22 protein-coding genes, 1 tRNA gene and 1 pseudogene are annotated in these 18252 nt (G+C 56.7%); 17 read left to right on the forward strand and 7 right to left on the reverse strand.

The annotated features are described in order from the left end of the window. The first annotated feature begins 161 nt into the window (after nucleotides 1-161). The 3 genes from FIL88_RS00005 to FIL88_RS00015 all read left to right on the forward strand — a co-directional run bounded on the left by FIL88_RS00005 (nucleotide 162) and on the right by FIL88_RS00015 (nucleotide 1839). A complete protein-coding gene (locus tag FIL88_RS00005; RefSeq protein WP_142851778.1) occupies nucleotides 162-446 on the forward strand; it encodes a hypothetical protein in 285 nt (94 codons plus the stop codon). A 92-nt stretch (nucleotides 447-538) separates the two neighbouring features. After that, nucleotides 539-934, forward strand: coding sequence for a YybH family protein (locus FIL88_RS00010; RefSeq protein WP_142851779.1), 396 nt, complete (start codon nucleotides 539-541; stop codon nucleotides 932-934). Nucleotides 935-1053: 119 nt separating this feature from the next. Beyond that, nucleotides 1054-1839 carry an NAD(P)/FAD-dependent oxidoreductase gene (locus FIL88_RS00015; protein WP_142851780.1) on the forward strand — a complete coding sequence of 262 codons (786 nt, stop codon included), beginning with the start codon at nucleotides 1054-1056 and terminating at the stop codon, nucleotides 1837-1839. A 173-nt stretch (nucleotides 1840-2012) separates the two neighbouring features. Here the strand turns inward: FIL88_RS00015 and FIL88_RS00020 are convergent. Then, nucleotides 2013-2089, reverse strand: a tRNA-Met gene (locus FIL88_RS00020). A 144-nt stretch (nucleotides 2090-2233) separates the two neighbouring features. Between FIL88_RS00020 and FIL88_RS00025 the strand changes: the two genes are divergently transcribed. Further along, on the forward strand, nucleotides 2234-2746 hold the full coding sequence (locus FIL88_RS00025; RefSeq protein WP_142851781.1) for an acyloxyacyl hydrolase: 513 nt from the start codon (nucleotides 2234-2236) through the stop codon (nucleotides 2744-2746). A 333-nt stretch (nucleotides 2747-3079) separates the two neighbouring features. Here FIL88_RS00025 and FIL88_RS00030 read toward each other — a convergent pair whose 3' ends face one another. The 6 genes from FIL88_RS00030 to FIL88_RS00055 all read right to left on the reverse strand — a co-directional run bounded on the left by FIL88_RS00030 (nucleotide 3080) and on the right by FIL88_RS00055 (nucleotide 6510). Continuing rightward, nucleotides 3080-3481 carry a hypothetical protein gene (locus tag FIL88_RS00030; RefSeq protein WP_142851782.1) on the reverse strand — a complete coding sequence of 134 codons (402 nt, stop codon included), beginning with the start codon at nucleotides 3479-3481 and terminating at the stop codon, nucleotides 3080-3082. Then, on the reverse strand, nucleotides 3471-4109 hold the full coding sequence (locus FIL88_RS00035; RefSeq protein WP_142851783.1) for a DUF5671 domain-containing protein: 639 nt from the start codon (nucleotides 4107-4109) through the stop codon (nucleotides 3471-3473). The genes FIL88_RS00030 and FIL88_RS00035 overlap by 11 nt, the downstream gene beginning before the upstream one ends. A 129-nt stretch (nucleotides 4110-4238) precedes the next feature. Continuing rightward, nucleotides 4239-4976, reverse strand: a complete 738-nt coding sequence (locus tag FIL88_RS00040; RefSeq protein WP_142851784.1) for an alpha/beta fold hydrolase — start codon at nucleotides 4974-4976, stop codon at nucleotides 4239-4241. A gap of 64 nt (nucleotides 4977-5040) precedes the next feature. Continuing rightward, complete coding sequence (locus tag FIL88_RS00045) at nucleotides 5041-5355, reverse strand: DUF1244 domain-containing protein (protein WP_142851785.1); 315 nt, start codon at nucleotides 5353-5355, stop codon at nucleotides 5041-5043. Between the two features lie 75 nt (nucleotides 5356-5430). Beyond that, on the reverse strand, nucleotides 5431-5670 hold the full coding sequence (locus tag FIL88_RS00050; protein WP_142851786.1) for a DUF6868 family protein: 240 nt from the start codon (nucleotides 5668-5670) through the stop codon (nucleotides 5431-5433). 99 nt (nucleotides 5671-5769) lie between these two features. Continuing rightward, on the reverse strand, nucleotides 5770-6510 hold the full coding sequence (locus tag FIL88_RS00055) for an N-formylglutamate amidohydrolase (RefSeq protein WP_142853391.1): 741 nt from the start codon (nucleotides 6508-6510) through the stop codon (nucleotides 5770-5772). A gap of 126 nt (nucleotides 6511-6636) precedes the next feature. Here FIL88_RS00055 and pyk point away from each other — a divergent pair, with 126 nt between their 5' ends. The 13 genes and pseudogenes from pyk to FIL88_RS00115 all read left to right on the forward strand — a co-directional run bounded on the left by pyk (nucleotide 6637) and on the right by FIL88_RS00115 (nucleotide 18198). Then, entirely contained in the window at nucleotides 6637-8076 is a 1440-nt protein-coding gene (pyk, locus tag FIL88_RS00060; RefSeq protein ID WP_142851787.1) for a pyruvate kinase, read from the forward strand. Between the two features lie 86 nt (nucleotides 8077-8162). Then, complete coding sequence (locus FIL88_RS00065) at nucleotides 8163-8399, forward strand: hypothetical protein (protein WP_142851788.1); 237 nt, start codon at nucleotides 8163-8165, stop codon at nucleotides 8397-8399. A 130-nt stretch (nucleotides 8400-8529) separates the two neighbouring features. Continuing rightward, nucleotides 8530-8730: a 50S ribosomal protein L35 gene (gene rpmI / locus FIL88_RS00070; RefSeq protein ID WP_142851789.1), complete on the forward strand. Its 201-nt coding sequence runs from the start codon at nucleotides 8530-8532 to the stop codon at nucleotides 8728-8730. Nucleotides 8731-8744: 14 nt separating this feature from the next. Next, nucleotides 8745-9110, forward strand: a complete 366-nt coding sequence (gene rplT, locus FIL88_RS00075) for a 50S ribosomal protein L20 (protein ID WP_142851790.1) — start codon at nucleotides 8745-8747, stop codon at nucleotides 9108-9110. Then, nucleotides 9010-10833 (forward strand): hypothetical protein, encoded by a 1824-nt coding sequence (locus FIL88_RS16880; protein WP_246066569.1) that lies wholly within the window; start codon nucleotides 9010-9012, stop codon nucleotides 10831-10833. Before rplT ends, FIL88_RS16880 begins: the two co-directional genes overlap by 101 nt. A 14-nt stretch (nucleotides 10834-10847) precedes the next feature. After that, nucleotides 10848-11027 (forward strand): annotated as a pseudogene (locus tag FIL88_RS16885) (50S ribosomal protein L20); the annotation flags it as partial. Between the two features lie 170 nt (nucleotides 11028-11197). Then, nucleotides 11198-11695, forward strand: a complete 498-nt coding sequence (locus FIL88_RS00085) for a GNAT family N-acetyltransferase (protein WP_142851792.1) — start codon at nucleotides 11198-11200, stop codon at nucleotides 11693-11695. A 125-nt stretch (nucleotides 11696-11820) separates the two neighbouring features. Then, nucleotides 11821-12171, forward strand: coding sequence for a YciI family protein (locus tag FIL88_RS00090; RefSeq protein WP_142851793.1), 351 nt, complete (start codon nucleotides 11821-11823; stop codon nucleotides 12169-12171). A 6-nt stretch (nucleotides 12172-12177) separates the two neighbouring features. Next, a complete protein-coding gene (locus tag FIL88_RS00095) occupies nucleotides 12178-13425 on the forward strand; it encodes an RNA polymerase sigma factor (protein WP_142851794.1) in 1248 nt (415 codons plus the stop codon). 70 nt (nucleotides 13426-13495) lie between these two features. Continuing rightward, a complete protein-coding gene (gene pheS / locus FIL88_RS00100) occupies nucleotides 13496-14569 on the forward strand; it encodes a phenylalanine--tRNA ligase subunit alpha (protein ID WP_142851795.1) in 1074 nt (357 codons plus the stop codon). A gap of 35 nt (nucleotides 14570-14604) precedes the next feature. Further along, entirely contained in the window at nucleotides 14605-15228 is a 624-nt protein-coding gene (locus FIL88_RS00105) for an SMI1/KNR4 family protein (protein WP_185960792.1), read from the forward strand. A gap of 9 nt (nucleotides 15229-15237) precedes the next feature. Further along, nucleotides 15238-17634: a phenylalanine--tRNA ligase subunit beta gene (pheT, locus tag FIL88_RS00110; RefSeq protein ID WP_142851797.1), complete on the forward strand. Its 2397-nt coding sequence runs from the start codon at nucleotides 15238-15240 to the stop codon at nucleotides 17632-17634. 114 nt (nucleotides 17635-17748) lie between these two features. Next, on the forward strand, nucleotides 17749-18198 hold the full coding sequence (locus FIL88_RS00115) for a YtoQ family protein (protein WP_142851798.1): 450 nt from the start codon (nucleotides 17749-17751) through the stop codon (nucleotides 18196-18198). Nucleotides 18199-18252: the final 54 nt, after the last annotated feature.

The following is an 18252-nucleotide window of genomic DNA, read 5'->3' on the forward strand; positions in this document are numbered from 1 at the left end:
ATGAACGACATGAACCTGATCGCAGCCAGCGTTCGTATGTTCCCAGCGATGAAGCGTGGTCTGGGCTACGCATCGACCTGCCAGATCCTACTGGCGTCTTAGTCAGATGATCTGAGCCAAAGGTCGGTGGAAACAGCGGCTGGGTGAGGAGGGCCCTACAAATGCAAACCGAAATGAGAAACGGCGCGGCTGATAGGCAAACCCGCATTCGAACAATAGTGGCCTTGGCATGCATTGTTGTTGCGGTGCTGAGCCAGACTTGGTTGTGGGGAGTGCTGTTTGCGGCTTGGGCGGCCCAAGGTACATTGACCGGGAAAGCGTACCTCCTTGAGGATCTTACAAGCAAAAACTTCCCGATGTTGTGCCGTGCCATCAATTTGGTCTGGTTCGCGATAGGCCTTCTTATGATCGTTGAGACATTCGGACCCGAATGGACATTATTTTAAGAAAGGCCAACCGAGAAGCAGATATTCTGGCCTGTTGCGCGGGCGACGTTGCTACGCATCACCAAAATTCCTGACAAGATGGAGGAAAACCCATGACACAAGTCCAAACAGATAAGGCAGAGTGTCTGGCTCTAACGGGCGCTTTGGCAGAGGCCTATAGCGCAAATGATCCACAGGCCGTTGCATCCTTGTTCGCCGAGAACGCGGTTTTCTATAACTCAAATGGTACAAACCATGTTGGTCGGGACAGCATTCTCAATGCGACGCATGAGATCATGTCGATGGGTGGTCTGCACTTCGTTGTCAAAGATGCTGTGGTCGAGGAAGCCGTTGGCAAGGTTGTCACACATTGGCTGCTTATCATCTCTGGACCAACAGGACCCGTTGCCAAATTAGAAGGTACCGATGTTCTGCATTGGGCCGACGGTCTGCTGGTCTACAAATCCGCGTTTTTAAAGACTGGCGCACCCAAACACATGCCTGCCTGACAGACTGGGTTCCCACCTACGCTGAAGGGTTTTGACCTTAGTCGCAGGTGAATTCTTCGCACCGTTTCTGAACCGGCACCACCTGCCTCGAACACTAAGTAACCGCGATCGGAACTCCGATGATGAACACAAGCTATTCCTTCTGGGAAGACAATTATGGATGCTACACCCTAAATGTACCTCTCACAGGAGATCACACAGCTGATGTTGTCATAGTCGGCGGAGGGTTTACCGGTCTTACCGTTGCAAGAGAAATAAAGTACGACAATCCCAGTGCGCGTGTCGTTGTTCTCGAGGCGCAGTATGTTGGTTTTGGCGCGTCGGGTCGAAACGGCGGGTTCAATGCCTCTCAGTTTGGTTTTGAGCCAGGCTTAGTGAAGCTCATGCGGGGGAAAGAGCGCGCGAGCGAGGCCCAACTCTATATGAAGAAAGCCGTCGACTATGTGCGCAACCTCAGCAAGGAGCATGAACTAGACAATGATTACGAGCACAAAGGCGGACTGAGGATCGCCTACACCCCGCCACAAGTCGCGCGCCTCAGAAAAACCTTTGAGCTCCTGAACGAATTCTCGCCAAACAATAGCGAATGGCTAAATGCACCAGAGGTTCAAGCACGGGTTAATAGTCCAAGGCCTCAGGCGGCATTCTTTGAGCCAGACGTTGGTGTCCTAGACCCGACCAAACATGTGCGCGCATTGAAAAGACTGGCTGAATTTGCGGGCGCCGAGATATACGAGAACACACCCGTTACCACTTTCAAGCGTCGCCATGCTGGTGTCGACGTCATTTACCGCGATGGCCGGATCAAAGCTGAGCGAATCGTCATTGCGCTTAACGCTTGGGCCCACCTGTTTGAGGGCCCAAGAAAGCTGAAAAGCGCGACAGGTCCAAAGGGAAGCATCTGAGCTTATTCGCTCGATGATCGAAGCGATTGTAATCACCTCGTCAGAAGACAGGGACGGTTCGATTGTTGATTTGTTTGACGATCTGGCAGGTACTCTGTCGACAGCCTCAAAACGCAACAAGTCCTCGCTGAGCGAGGACTTGTTGAACTTTCACCCTGATGGGTGCGAGGCGTTGGTTGCGGGAGTAGGATTTGAACCTACGACCTTCAGGTTATGAGCCTGACGAGCTACCGGGCTGCTCCATCCCGCGCCAGCGGTGAGGCGTGTATAGCTCCGGCTTTCGGGAAGCTCAAGCGCAATCGGCAAAAAAACTGTTACAAAATGATTGGTGGTGATCTCGTAGGTGACTCGGCCTGTGGACTCCGCTAAGTCTTTGGCAATAAATGAGGGTTTTATGGACGGTACTCTGGCCATTTTATTTCTGCTGACCGCGTTGATTGATATGTGGGTCAATCACTGCGGTCGTGGTTGTGTTAAGCCCGCTGTGGAGATAGCGCGCCATACCCTGTCGGTTGGTAGTCTGATCTTCGACGCAGATTCGATCGGCGGCGAAGCCTATTACCGTCACGACCTTCCAGTCAGCTTCGGCCCCTTCCGTCCAGTGGTGGGGATTTCTGTGGACAGCCTTGGCGATGTTTGGATCGGCGCGGGTGCTGTGAATGAGTTTAGGATGCCAAGCGGTCCTGGATACGCCGAATTCAGTTTCATGCCAGGCTGGTGGATGCGCTCCGAGAGCGGTCCGCATCTTGGTTATCCTATTGAGTTCCGCTCGGGGATCGAGGCAGGAATCTATCGCAACACGGGCGAGCGGATCGGATTGTCATTGGATCATCGCTCGAACGGAGAGCTAAGCTATCCGCTTCCCAATCCCGGTTTGGAAACAGTCCTGATCAGAGTTGGACGCTAATCGGAGTTAACATGCGACCCTTGCGGTTCTTGAAACCAGAAGAATGACTTGAGCCAGGTGCGGGCGCTCATGGGTGCCCCGGACGTGTCCGGTCAGGCGTCTATGCGGATGACGCATGAGTGGTCAGATGGTTTCGCGGCCGAGGGCGCGTCGAACAACGTATACAGCGTCAAAGACGGCAAAATCCTTAAGCCTGGCCTGCTCAACGACTCCTGCAGGGCATCACCCGTGCCGCCATTCTGCGCTTCGCTGAAGAAGCCCAGATGGAGATCGAGGCGCGCTTTTACTGTCGAAGAAGCCCGGAACGCGGATGCTGCCCTTTACGCTTCGGGATTATTTCAACGTAAACCGAAAACACTCCGATTCTTTCTGCCATTGGCCAGATGGTCTGGTATAGCGACTATAGCTCTGGAAACGCTCGGGCAATTCGAAATCGGCACATAGATCGAAACTGTTTTCCGATATCACATTGTATCGGTACGGCTGCCTGTTGGTTTGGTCAACCAGGGGTGCAGCCTTGCAGCGTTCATCGGACTTAAGGGTATCCGGCAGCGCATCATCATGCGATTTGATGCAAGATACCAGCCGAGATAGATCACGTATGTCCCGATGTCTTGCGTCATCGCGCTTTTCTGCCCGCGCGGTGTTTGGTCCGCCAGTAAACATCAGGCCGGCAGCAATGGCCGCAACGGCCAGCACACCAATCAGCGTTGGGGCGATGACATCACGCTGCATCGTCAACCTCGCGAATTTCAGATCTGAAATAGATGAATATTGTTCCCGCAACTACGGCCACTGACAGAGCTTTCAGTGCGAAGCGTAGCGTTAGGTCCCCATTCAAAAGGGCATAGATTGTTGCGGTCAAGTCCCCAAGAAGGGCGAGTGCAGAGAAGAAAAGGGTTACATAGATAAACCACTTTCGTACGCCCGACCGGCGCTTGCCGGGGTCCAGTTTTGCGGATTTCGCGGCCGCGCGGTTCATCATAAGGAAGGTCGGTGCAAAGACGATCAAAGCTGCGATCGACCAGCGTGCCCATTCCAAATCATATCGGCTTGTATAGTCACTCAGCGGGTCATCGACCCAATGATTGATCAGCCGATGGGCCAAGTCCACCAGATGCCATGCCGTCATCGCAAGTGCCGCGAACATGATACCATAGAAAAAGGCTTCCTTGGCAGAGACATATGGGCGTGGACGCGGGACCGGCGTTGGGAAATCGATATCTGCCCAAGCGTCCAAAGCTCCAGCTACTTCGTTCGGTGCCCAGCCCGCTTGGCTGAGTGCGTCGCGGATATCTTCGCGCGATTTTCCAGCTGATATTGCCTTGCGTGTGAACTCGGCAAGTTGGTCTGATGGTCGCATTTCTTGCCCCTTGGTTGATTGTGTCTAGCGTAGGTTGTCACGACAGGGTTGATTGTGGAAGGTCAGCATATCCGGACCTAAAGTCAGGCCGGGCATCTCAGCACGTTATGGGGTGCTTCCTCAATGCAGCTAGCTGTCGCCTAAAGCTGCCCTCAACGCATTATTCGTGAATTCGACGGCATCGCGGTTGGCGATGTGGCCGGCACCGGGGATTACCCGGAAATTGGCGGCTTTGATTGTGCGTGATGCGTCTTCGGCGCGTGCATGGGTCGCCTTGTTTTTCTCGCCTACCATAATGGTCGCAGGCATAGATATATGCGGCAGATGCGGGCGACCGTCATAGGCGAGCGCCGCGCGCATAACTGCATAGATATTGCTGGTGCTCATACGCCCGATCGCGCCCTGAACGTATTTGGCGGCGTCATCAGTCTCGGCACCCATAGAACGTCCGGGCAGCTTGGCCAGAAGTTTAACGGGGATAAGTCTTAGCAGCATCAACATGACGTGCGCAAATGGCCGGGCGATCCGCGAGTCGATTGCGTTGGGGACGGACTCGATCATCACAAGGTGTGAAACGTGGTCCGGATGCCGAGAGGCAAGCTCTAGGGCGACCATGCCGCCAAGAGACAGCCCAATAACGCAATATCGATTTATGCCAAGATCGGTGAGTTGGCGATGCACCCAATCTGCCATGTCTTCGACGCTGCCAACCGCAGGAACGGTGCCGTGACCGGGAAGGTTAAGGGCAATCACACGGTGCGTCTTCTCGAAGACAAGAAGCTGTGGATCCCAGAGCCGGTTGTCAACGCCTGCGCCGTGCAGGAAGACCAACACAGGTCCCTGTCCGTGATCGATAATATCAGCCATGTCGGAACCTGTTGGTGAATGAGAAAAGAGGAAACCTGCAGCACATGTTGCTGTCGCTGTATGTCTATTCTTTGTCTGTAACGTTTTCTTTAAATGCCACCGCAAACTTCGCCTGTTTCTCTGGGCTGGTGTCGGTCTGATAGTTCGCCTTCCACTCGGCCATGGTCATGCCATAGAACGCCTCGCGGCCTTCGTCTTTCGTCATCTCGATGCCACGTTCATTGGCCGCTTCCTGATACCAGCGGGCGAGGCAGTTGCGACAAAAGCCAGCCAGATTCATCAGGTCGATATTCTGTGCGTCGGTGCGGTCTTCCATCAGGTGCTTTTGCAGGCGGCGAAAGGCGGCGGCTTCGATCTCGATACGGGTCTGGTCGTCCATGATGGGCTCCGATAGGTTTGTGGGTCGCGGTATTGGAACGGTTGCGCCCGGTAAGGTCAACCGGGCGCGTTTGGCTTACATCAGTTTCAGTGCCAGCCACGGGGCCACACAGAGGACCAGCGTCAGGATCTTCAGGTTGGCGAGGTAGTTGAAATAGGCGCGGTTCAGCGCGTCCTCGTTCAGCGAAAAGAACACTGTGTGAAGCCGAACGGCCACAGGGCGCAGCAGCGACAGGCCAATGGTTGCCAGCAACAGAAAGGTGATGTTCAAGACTGACATCCAGCCGAAAAACGTCGTCAGTTGTTCAAGTGTCATGGCAGGTCTCCTTTCATTGAAGCCTGCTATATATATGGGGTCCGAGGGCGGTATGGACAAGAAGATCCATATGCGTCAAAGCCGCCCGGTCGTTGCGTGTTACAGGCCGTTTTGGGCCAAAACTTCAGTTAAGATCGGTGCCAAGCGCTTGGCCCAGGCGCGTTGCTGGTCCTGAGTTTCGATCAGGTCATTTCGGATCTCGATCAGCACGTTGGGACGTTTTTGTACAACCGCGTGGCGGTCGATGGAATCTCCGTCCAAATGGCCGCCATATGGTTCATTCTCGCCGACGCATAGATCGGGCTCTTGCTCTAACCGTTTGATCAAGGGCGTTGCAAGGCGGCTGTCGCGCTCGTGCAAGACTGCAATGTGCCACGGGCGCGGTGCCCGGCCATTCAGCTTGGGCGTATAGGAGTGCATCGCCACGATCACGGTATTGTCTTGACGTGCCGCCAGATCCGCCAGCGCATTGTGATAGGGGCGGTGGAAGGCATCCAATCGGCGGGCTTTCTCGGCGGCGTCCGCATGGCGGTTTGCAGGGATCACTGTACCGTCATAAAGTTTCATCAGAAGCGTCGGGTCGTCTTCGCCCCGGTTGGGGTCGATCACAAGGCGCGAGAAATTAGATAGGATCGCGGGTGCGTCCAGAAGTTCGGCCAGATGGATGCTGACCCCAGCGGCGCCAATGTCATACGCGATGTGGCGGTTCATATCCTCGGGCGCGATGCCCAGATCCCCCCCACCGACGCAGGAGGGCACGGTATTTGCGGCATGATCACAGGTGATCAGCCAGCGCGAAGGCCGATCTGGGCCGTGAACGTGAAATGGAAGGTATGTCATCTTGGCGTTGTTTTTCTGTTTCATATCCCCTTTAAGCGAGGTCAAAGCCAAGTGCCAGTTGTCAGCGCTAACATTTTGCGGCATAGGTCCCCTGACCCCGCGTAAGAAATGAAAGAGAGGTGCGCCGTGAGACGCCATCGTAATGTCAAGATCGTTGCAACACTGGGCCCATCTTCAAATGACTACGATACAATTCGTGCGCTTTTTGAAGCTGGAGCCGACGTGTTCCGCATGAATATGTCCCACGGCACCCATGATGAACAACGCGCGCGCCACGCAATGGTGCGGCAGGTGGAAAAAGATCTGGATCGTCCCATCGCGATCTTGGCAGACCTTCAGGGGCCGAAGCTGCGTTGCGGTGTTTTCGCGGCGGGCGCCGCTGACATTGAAGAAGGTCAGGATTTCCGCTTTGATCTGGATGACACGCCGGGTGAAGGTCATCGTGTTTGTTTGCCCCACCCCGAAATTTTTGCCGCGCTTGAGGTCGGGTCCACTTTGTTGGTCAACGACGGGAAGTTGCGTTTGAAGGTGCGTGAATGTGGTGCAGACTTTGCCGATTGTATCGTTGAAGTTGGCGGGACGATCTCGGATCGCAAAGGGGTAAATGTGCCGGATGTTGTGCTGCCGCTGGCCGCCTTGTCCGACAAAGATCGCGCAGATTTGGAATTTGCCTGTCAGCTGGGCGTTGACTGGCTGGCGCTCAGTTTTGTGCAGCGTCCAGAGGACGTGGAAGAAGCGCGCGAGTTGGCGCACGGCCGTGCCGCCGTTTTGTCGAAAATTGAAAAGCCTGCCGCCGTGAATGCGTTTGACGCCATCTTGGAAGCGTCCGACGGCATCATGGTTGCACGTGGCGATCTGGGGGTCGAACTGCCCGTGCATGCCGTGCCGCCGATCCAGAAACGTCTGGTGCATTCGTGCCGTCGCGCGGGCAAGCCTGTGATTGTCGCTACCCAGATGCTGGAAAGCATGATCGAAAGCCCGATGCCCACACGTGCCGAGGTTTCGGACGTGGCAAACGCGATCTATGACGGCGCTGACGCGGTTATGCTGTCGGCGGAAAGTGCCGCTGGTCAATACCCGGTCGAGGCCGTGGCCACCATGAATGCGGTCGCCATCGAGGTCGAGAATGACGAGACCTATCGCGAGCAGCTGGAAGCGTCGCGTGTCGCAAGTCGCAGTGGGGTCAATGACGCCATTGTTGCCGCCGCGCGTGAAATCGCAGAAACCACGGACATCAAAGCGATCTGCTGCTTCACGCAATCTGGGACCACCGCGCTGTTGACCGCACGCGAGCGCCCCCGCGTGCCGATCATCGCCTTGACACCTTTGCGAGGCACGGCGCGCCGGCTTTGTCTGTCTTGGGGTACGAACTGTTTCGTAACCGCGTCGGTCGTCGAACGCTTTAAAGCAGCTGTCGTATCCGCTGCTCGGGCGGCCAGAAGTTCAGGTTTCGCGGAGGAGACGGATCAAATCGTTGTGACCGCAGGTGTGCCGTTCAACGTGCCCGGCACGACCAACATTCTGCGCGTCGCGCCGTGTGACGAGAGTTTGATCTACGCAACCTGATAAACTTGATCTACGCACCTTTCCCAAATTGGGCTATGATGTTTGAATAAGACATCAGATTGGTTCTTTGGGGAAGGGGCGAGATCGTGGTTTATGATAACTTTTTTGTAGTGGGGCTTTTCGTTATTGTGTTGTCAGTACCCACAATTATGGGTGCGCTTCGGCGTGGAGATGCGCCACGCATACCGGCGATAATGTTTCTAATGGGTGGCGGATTGGTAGCTTTGGCGGTCAGCGCAAAGCCGGATAGATATAGCTTGGGCACCATTCCGCAGGTGGTGGATGCTTTTGTCAATCGCTGGATGGCGTATTTCCAAGCCTGACCTTTGATCGATACCGGCAAAAAGCCCTTGCGAGTCGGGCAATCTGCCCCTATACGGCCAACTTCATGTGCGCGCGGGCTAATGTGGCATGCCCGCCGTGCATCAACGTAACCTTTGTTTGGAGACGAAAATGCCCAAGATGAAGACGAAATCGAGCGCCAAGAAGCGCTTTAAGGTTTCCGCGACCGGCAAGGTCATCGGAGCCCAGGCTGGTAAACAGCACGGAATGATTAAACGGACGAAGAAATTCATCCGCAACGCACGCGGTACGTCCGCTCTGTCCGCCCCCGACGCTAAGATCGTCAAGGGCTACATGCCCTACGACCGCTAAGAGGAGATACTGATATGTCCCGCGTTAAAGGTGGAACCACAACCCACGCCCGTCACAAAAAAGTCGTCAAGGCCGCCAAAGGCTATTACGGTCGCCGCAAGAATACCTTTAAGGTAGCGCGTCAGGCCGTCGACAAGGCGAACCAATATGCAACTCGCGACCGTAAGAACCGCAAGCGTCAGTTCCGTGCGCTGTGGATCCAGCGTATCAACGCTGCTGTCCGTTCGCATGACGAAAACCTGACATACTCGCGCTTCATCAACGGCCTGAACCTGGCTGGTGTTGAAGTGGACCGTAAGGTTCTGGCTGATCTGGCCGTACACGAGCCGGAAGCATTCGGTGCCATCGTTGAAAAAGCACAGGCTGCACTGGCTGCCTAAGCCAATCACAGCGAAGAAATCAAAAGCCGCGAGGGGGAACCTTCGCGGTTTTTTCATGTGTGGTGTCGCCACCCAAGGTCCGATTTTCTGTCTTACCCGGTCGGCCGTTTTCAACTTGGCATTGCGAAGGTTCTTTTTTCCAGTAGGTTGCCTTCATTCTGGATGCTTTAAGGTGAAATCTACATTGAAACGGTTCTCGGTCGACATTCTTGTGCTCTTCGTTGCGATCGGTGTGTTGGCGGCGTTGCTCGTCAAGCATCAGGAATTTTTCCACGATGATGCTTACATCACGTTGCGCTATGCACGGAACTTTGCAGAGACCGGGCTAATTCAGTGGAACCGCGGGGAATGGGTGGAAGGTTATACAAGCTTGCTGCATGTGGTGTTGACTGGTGGTTTCTTGCGGCTGGGGATCGATGCCATCGAAGCAGCGCAACTAGTGAATGTCATTGCAGTTCTAGTGCTGCTTGTTGCGACGGGAATGTCGGCGCGGGCTGTATTGCCTGGGCGGGACAACTGGCTCCCACGGGGGTTGACTGTATTGACCGTGGCAGGTTCGACACCCGTTTCCGTATGGGTGCTGGGGGGGCTCGAGGCGGTGGTTGCCGCTGCCTTGCTTGCTGCTGGATTGACGGCTTTGTTGTGCTATCTTCGTAAACCACGCCCTTGGCTGTTGGTTGCCGCTGCAGTTGCCTATTCACTGGCAATCCTGACGCGTTTGGATACGTCGGTATTCATCGCGGGATCTGGGCTAGGGTTGCTGATGATCAATTCCTCAGCGTGGCGGGCACGTTTTCTGGCTGCTGCGATCGTGGTCGGGGTTCCCGCTGCCGTCTCCTTTGTCCAGATGGGAATACGCTGGCAGGTCTATGGCGAACTATTTCCGCTAACGTTCTATGCGAAGGCTGATTTGCCTTTGCTGGACAAGCTTTCAAGCGGCGCTGACTATATTGCCTTGGGGTTGATTATGGTGCCGACGGTGGGGATAGCGTTTCTCATCACGGGCATAGTGTCGAGAAGCGCACAACTAAGCGTGGCGACGAAGTTGTTGGGCATCGCAGTGTTTCTACAGTTGTTGTACATCTGCTGGGCGGGCGGAGATCACATGCCATGGGCGCGGATGTTCGTTCCAATTATCGCACCATGTGCTTTGCTGCTTCTTGCATCAGTCTCTGACATTGGGGTTCAGACAAGACATATTGTTGTTGGGAGCTCGGCGCTTGCAGCGTTGATCGTTGCGATCATTGGCCCATCCAGTGTGAGGGACCGGGCGGCCCAGTACGGCGAAATCGTGGGCCGGCATATAGACCGCACGTGGCCCGCAGGTATCACAGTTGCGCTGAACACTGCAGGGTCTACCCCATTTATCGCAGGTCAGGGCCGTACATTTATCGATATGCTCGGTCTGAATGATCCAATCATTGCGAAAAGGAAGAATGTACCCATTCTGACACAGCAACAACACTGGCCTGGACATACAAAGGGGGATGGCGCCTATGTTCTGTCACGAGCACCGGACCGGATTATTATTGGCCCAGCTCACGGCGTGGATATTTCCGCCGCGTGGTTTCTGTCTGGGGCGGAAATGGCTTCTATGCCTGAATTCGCAAGGTGTTATCAAAGGATGATAGAGACAATTCCCTATCTGGAAGACGGGGGCAAGCTGGATGGCACGCTCCCAGACACGTTTGTGTTCACGTATTACAGACGCGTGTGCTCTTAGAGTGGATGCTATTTCAGCGTATCAACGCTGCTGTCCGTTCGCATGACGAAAGCCTGACATACTCGCGTTTCATCAACGGCCTGAACCTGGCTGGCGTTGAAGTGGACCGTAAGGTTCTGGCCGATCTGGCCGTTCACGAGCCCGAAGCATTTGGTGCCATCGTTGAAAAAGCACAGGCTGCACTGGCTGCCTAAGCCAATCACAGCGAAGAAATCAAAAGCCGCGAGGGGGAACCTTCGCGGCTTTTTTGTTTTTGGTGGTGGATGTCAGCTGTGCGGACTTTGTAGACCTTCAAAGTTTAGCTACACATGCAAGAATACATCCAACACTGTTAGCTTTGTTCTAAGTAAGGAAGGCATGAATTATGACTGTCATTCCCACATTGAAAACTGAACGTCTATTATTGCGCGCTCCAACCTTCGAAGACTGGCCTGACTTTTGGGAACTGATGAAATCGGAACGATCTGTGTATATGGGTGGTCCATTTTCAACGGTGCATGCATGGGGCGATTTCTGTCAGGGGATTGCACAATGGAAAATGTTTGGTTTTGGAAGTCTTTCGATTGAGGTTATTTCTACAAATCAGTGTGTTGGAAGAGTCGAGATTAACTATGGGCCACGTTGCCCGGAACCAGAGCTGGGTTGGCAGGTTTTCGATTTTGCAGAAGGTAAGGGGTATGCGTTCGAAGCCGCGATTGAGATGCGGCGTTGGGCATTTGAAGTGCGTGAACTGCAAACTCTTGTGAGCTACATCGACCCAAGAAACCAGCGTTCGCAGGGGCTAGCAGAAAGGCTAGGGGCTGCGCTTGACGAAACGGCTGAAAAACAGGACCCAGATGATTTGGTGTATCGACACTCATGAAAGCCTCAGTAGGGCTCAAAAGTGGACAATCCCGAATTTTCGGTCCCCATGTCGATTTTGCCAATCGTCAAACGTCTGGTACACAGAAAGGCTAAGACCTTTCCCAACAGACGAAAGGAAGAAAGATGCAATTTATCTGTTTGATTTATAACGCCGAGGACAATGGCCCGCAGCCCGGCACGGACGAATTTGGTCCATATATGCAGGCCTATGCGGACTACACGCAGGAAGTTCAGGATGCGGGCGTGATGGTTGGCGGCGAGGCGTTGCAGCCCATTGCGACCGCCACCACTGTATCTGTGCGTGACGGCAAGACCGAGCTGATGGACGGCCCCTTTGCCGAAACGAAAGAGCAGTTGGGTGGCTATTATATTCTCGACTGCAAGGACCTGGACGAGGCGCTGAAATATGCAGCCAAGATCCCGGATGCCAAATATGGGCGCGTGGAAGTGCGTCCCGTAATGGTCTTCGACTGATCCTAGATGCTGTCCCCGGTCGACGTATCTGCGCAGATCGCGCGATTGATCCGCGAAGACTGGGGGCGCATCCTGTCTGCGCTTGTGTCCTCGACTGGCAACTATGCGCTGGCCGAGGACAGCTTGCAGGACGCGGTGGTATCCGCGCTTGAGGTCTGGCCGAAGAAGGGCATTCCCATCAACCCCGATGCGTGGCTGATCACGGTGGCGCGGCGCAAGGCGCTGGATCGGATCCGGCGCGGCGAAACCGCTGATCGTAAATCTGGTGAACTGGCGCTGTGGCTGGAACAGCACCGCGCAGATCCCGAGGATCGCGACATGGTCATTCCCGATCACCGTCTGGAACTGATGTTCACCTGCTGCCACCCCGCGCTTGAGGAAAAGTCGCAGGTGGCGCTGACCCTGCGTGCCTTGGGCGGGCTGACCACGGATGAAATCGCGCGTGCCTTTCTGGACAAACGTGCCGCGATGGCCGCGCGCCTGACACGGGCGAAGAAAAAACTGGCCGGGGCGGGGATTGCCTTCAAACTGCCCGAGCCTGAAGACTTGCACACCCGCACCGATGCTGTGCTGCGTGTGATCTATCTGATTTTCACCGAGGGCTGCCACGCGTCCTCGGGCCAGATGATGCGCGAGGAACTGGTGCAAGAGGCTATTCGGTTGGGCCGTATCCTGACCGGCCTATTGCCGGATCATGCCGAGACGCGCGGCCTGTTGGCGCTTATGCTTCTGTCCGACAGTCGTCGCCTGACGCGCCGGGGCGCGGATGGCAGCTTTGTCCCGCTTGATGCCCAGAACCGCGCCCGGTGGGATCAGGCGCGGATCCGCGAAGGGATCGCCCTGACCAAATCCGCGCTGGGCGCGGGGGCCGCTGGCCCCTATGCGCTGCAAGCAGCCATTAGCGCCGTACATGCCGAGGCACCCAGCTTCGCAGACACCGATTGGCCGCAGATCGTCGCCCTGTATGACCTTCTGTATCGGGCGCAACCCAACCCGGTTCTGCGCGTCAATCAGGCGGTCGCTCTGTCCTATGCAGACGGCCCGCAGGCTGGGCTGGATCTGCTGACGCGGATCGAAGGCGAGGGCCGTCTGCAATCCTATCAACCCTTCCATGCCTGCCGCGCCGACCTTCTGGCGCGTCTCGGGCGGTTGGACGACGCCACCCAAAACTATCGCGCCGCCATCGCCCTGTCCCAAGCGCCCGAGGAAGCCGCGTTTCTGGAAAAACGCATGGACGCCCTGAACGGCCCGTAATCCGCGCAGCAACCTTGCCATTTTGCACTCTATTCGCTAGCTGGAAACGGTGCGAAGCAAAGGGACCGAGATGGACGAGCTCAGAACAAAATATCTGGACGCAATCGGTGGTGCGGCTGACGAGGCTGCGCTGGAAGATATCCGTGTGCAGGCGGTCGGGAAGAAGGGTGAAGTGGCCCTGAAAATGCGCGAGCTGGGCAAGATGACGCCCGAGGAACGGCAGGTGGCCGGGCCGAAGCTGAACGCCCTGAAGGACGAGATTAACTCGGCCATTTCCGCCAAGAAATCCGCGCTGGCCGATGCGGCGCTTGATGAACGTCTGCGCACCGAATGGCTGGACGTCACTTTGCCGGGGCGCCCGCAGCGCCGTGGCACGATCCACCCGATCAGCCAAGTGACCGAGGAAATATCGGCCATCTTCGGCGATATGGGCTTCTCGGTCGCGGAGGGTCCGCAGATCGAAAGTGACTGGTACAACTTCGACGCCCTGAACATCCCGCCGCACCACCCTGCGCGGCAGGAGTTCGACACGTTCTATATGCACCGTGATGAAGGTGATAACCGCCCGCCACACGTGCTGCGCACCCATACTTCGCCGGTGCAAATCCGCGCGATGGAGAAGACCGGCGCGCCGATCCGCGTGATCGCACCGGGTCGCGTCTATCGCTCGGACTACGACCAGACCCACACCCCGATGTTCCATCAGGTCGAGGGGCTGGCGATCGACAAAGACATCTCGATGGCGAACCTGAAATGGACGCTGGAAGAATTCTGCCGCGCGTTCTTTGAAATCGACGAGATCGAACTGCGCTTCCGCGCCTCGCACTTCCCCTTCACCGAGCCGTCGGCAGAAGTCGACATTCGCTGCTCGTGGGAAGGCGGCACGCTGAAACTGGGCGAGGGCGACGATTGGATGGAAATCCTTGGCTCCGGCATGGTGCATCCGAAAGTGCTGTCGGCGGCGGGTGTGAACCCCGACGAATGGCAAGGCTTTGCCTTTGGCCTCGGCATCGACCGTCTGGCCATGCTGAAATACGGCATCCCCGACCTGCGCGCGTTCTTCGACAGCGACCTGCGCTGGCTGCGCCACTATGGGTTCAGCTCACTTGACGTGCCGACCATGCGTGGGGGGTTGAGTAGGTGAGCTCAACGGATTGGCTCCACAGATACTTAGAAAGTTTGGCCGCAATCAACGCGCCGGTGCTCGAGTGCTTGCTGCCACCTGCGAGTGAGAGTGAGATTCAAGTGTTGGCGCAAGAGACAGGATTAAGTATCCCATCATCTTTGCGTGCATTTTGGCAACGTGTCGGAGGTATCCAGCAAGGGTTAACCTACCACAATGCAGCGTTTGCCGGATATCTGTTTGCACCAGTTTCTGTACAGGAATCACTCGAGGACTTTCGTTTGGCTGAACAGTTGCGTCGCGAAAACCCAATGGAGGATCAGGAGTTCGCTGATCAGTTTTGGCCAGCTGGTATGATCAAGTTTGCTGGCGAGGATTCAAACGGTTTCTGGGTAAATTGTAGACCAGAATCGCCGACGTTTGAGAGTGTTTATGTGCGTTTTGTGAATAGCGATCCGCTGTTGCGTTGGTCGACAAACATTAACGCGCTATTTAAAACGCTTTGTGCGGCCGTGGCCGAAGGAACGATCCGGGTCGCGGGAGAAACCGACGCCGATTGGGACGCGGGATCGCTGGCTACAGATGAAACCGCCTTAGATGTGTTAGCTAAAAAAATGAATCCGGGATGCGCTGCGCATGACGATGAGTCAGCAGTTCATGCTATCCCCGACTGGAATTAAGAGGTTCAAATGAAATTCACCATCTCCTGGCTGAAAGACCACCTCGACACCACGGCCTCCGTGGAAGACATCGCCGAGGCCTGCACCGATCTGGGGCTCGAGGTTGAAGAGATCTTCAACCCCATGGACCGTCTGGGCGCCTTCACCATCGCCAAGGTCAAATCGGCCGAGAAACACCCCGACGCTGACCGTCTTCGCGTGTGCACGGTCGAGACGAACGAGGGCGAAAAGCAGATCGTTTGCGGTGCGCCGAATGCCCGCGAGGGGATCACTGTGGTGCTGGCCAAACCCGGCGACTATGTGCCCGGCATCGACGTGACCCTGTCTGTCGGTAAAATCCGCGGCGTGGAAAGCCACGGCATGATGGCCTCTGAGCGCGAGCTGGAGCTGTCGGACGAGCATGACGGCATTATCGAGCTGCCTTCGGGCGAAGTGGGCGACAAGTTCGTCGATTGGCTCGCCGCCAATGACCCCGAGAAAGTCGACCCGGTGATCGAGATCGCCATCACGCCGAACCGCCCGGATGCGCTGGGCGTGCGCGGCATTGCGCGCGACTTGGCCGCCCGTGGTCTGGGCACGCTGAAGCCCTTGAAAGAACACAAGGTTGAGGGCAACGGCCCCAGCCCGATCAACGTGACCATTGACGAGGATACGCTGGACGCGAACCCCTTGTTCATGGGGCGTTTGATCAAGGGCGTGAAGAACGGACCCAGCCCCGCGTGGTTGCAGGCGCGTTTGAAGGCCGTGGGCCTGCGCCCGATCTCGGCCTTGGTCGATGTCACCAACTTCTTCACCTACGACATGAACCGTCCGCTGCACGTGTTTGACGCCGACAAGGTCAAAGGCGACCTGCGCGTACATCGTGCGAAGGGTGGCGAGACCTTGGTTGGTCTGGACGAGAAAGAATACACGTTCGACGCTGGCATGATCATCATTTCGGATGATGAAGGCGTAGAAAGCATTGCAGGCATCATGGGCGGTCTGCCCACCGGCTGCACCGACGAGACCACCAACGTCTTCCTTGAAGCCGCTGTCTGGGATGCGATCCGTGTCGCGAAAACGGGCCGTGTGTTGAAGGTCAACTCGGACGCGCGCTATCGCAACGAACGAGGCATTGACCCGGAATACAACGCGCCCGCGATCGAGGCTGCGACCCAGATGATCCTTGATCTCTGCGGGGGCGAGGCATCAGACGTTGTGGTCGCTGGCGACGTGCCGGATGTTTCGCGTGCCTATAAGCTGGACACCGACCGTGTTCAGTCGCTGGTCGGTATGGACATCCCTGCGGACGAGCAGCGCAAAACGCTGACCGCGCTGGGCTTCACCATCGACGGTGATATGGCCCATGTGCCGTCTTGGCGTCCTGACGTGCTGGGGTCGGCAGATCTGGTCGAGGAAGTGGCCCGCGTCGCATCCCTGACCAAGCTGGTTGGCAAGCCGCTGCCGCGCACCCATGTGGGCGTGCCAAAGGCGATCCTGTCGCCAATGCAAAAGCGTGAAGGCATTGCACGGCGCACCGTGGCGGCTCTGGGCTACAACGAATGTGTAACCTACAGCTTCATTGATCAGGCGAGTGCGAAACGCTTCGGCACTGGTGGTGACAACGTGGCCTTGGCGAACCCGATTTCGTCCGAGATGAGCCACATGCGCCCCTCGCTTCTGCCCGGTCTTCTGCAAGCCGCCGCCCGCAATCAGGCACGCGGGTTCATGGATCTGGCACTGTTCGAGGTTGGCCCAGCGTTCAGCGGCGGTGAGCCGGATGAGTACGAGCAGATGGTCACCGGCATTCTGGTCGGCCACACCGGCCCGCGTGATCGCTTCGGTGCACGTCGCCCCGTGGACACCTATGACGCTAAGGCGGATGTCGAAGCTGTGCTCGCGGCCATCGGCGCACCTGCCAAGCTGACCTTCGTGCGTGACATGAACGCGTGGTGGCATCCGGGACGCTCGGCTAAGCTGGGACTGGGTCCGAAGAACATCCTTGGCGCATTTGGCGAGCTGCACCCGAAAACGATTGCCGAGATGGACGTGAAAGGCCCCGTTGTGGCCTTCGCCGTGCATTTGGCGAAAGTGCCGTTCCCGAAAGCCAAAGGCACGGGCCGTACGGCGCTGGGCGCATCTGACCTGCAGCCGGTTGAACGCGACTTTGCCTTCGTGGTGGACGCCAATGTGGAAGCGATCAATCTGGTGAACGCTGCGGCCGGTGCCGACAAGGCGCTGATCACCGATGTGAACGTCTTTGACGAATTCATCGGTGGCTCGCTGGGCGAGGGTAAGAAGTCCCTTGCTATCACCGTGCGCCTGCAACCGCGCGATGCGACCCTGACCGATAAGGATATCGAGGCTGTCAGCCAGAAGATCGTTCAGAAGGTCGAGAAAGCGACAGGCGGCAGCCTGCGCGGATAAACTCTTCGCCGGGGCGCTTTGCGGTCCGGCACACGCCCGCCCGCCCCATGGCGGGCGTGTTCCACGCCCACCCGTGCGGTCGCGTGCCTAACGTTTGGGGCGAAAGGAACTCCTATGACCCTGAACGTTTATCTTTCTGGCGAAATCCACACCGATTGGCGCAAGCAGATCATCGACGGCGCGAAAGGGTTGGATGTGGCTTTCAGCGCCCCTGTGACGGATCACGATGCCTCGGACGACTGCGGCGTTGCTATTCTGGGCGACGAGCCCAACAAGTACTGGCACGACCACAAAGGCGCGATGATCAACGCCATCCGCACCCGCAAGGGGATCGAGGAGGCCGACATTGTCGTCGTGCGCTTTGGCGAGAAATACCGCCAGTGGAATGCCGCCTTCGACGCGGGCTTTGCTGCCGCGAAGGGCAAGTCGCTGATCATTCTACAGCTGCCCGAGCATGATCATGCGCTGAAAGAAGTGGATGCCGCAGCACTGGCCGTGGCACGCGAGCCAGCACAGGTGGTCGAGATCCTTAAATACGTACTGACCGGCGCCCTGCCGGACTGACCAGCACGTCAATATGCGGTGACGGCAGCCAAATTTTTCCCCAACAATACTCGC

This window comes from Aliiroseovarius halocynthiae, from assembly GCF_007004645.1.
In the GTDB taxonomy this organism is placed as follows: Bacteria; Pseudomonadota; Alphaproteobacteria; order Rhodobacterales; family Rhodobacteraceae; genus Aliiroseovarius; species Aliiroseovarius halocynthiae.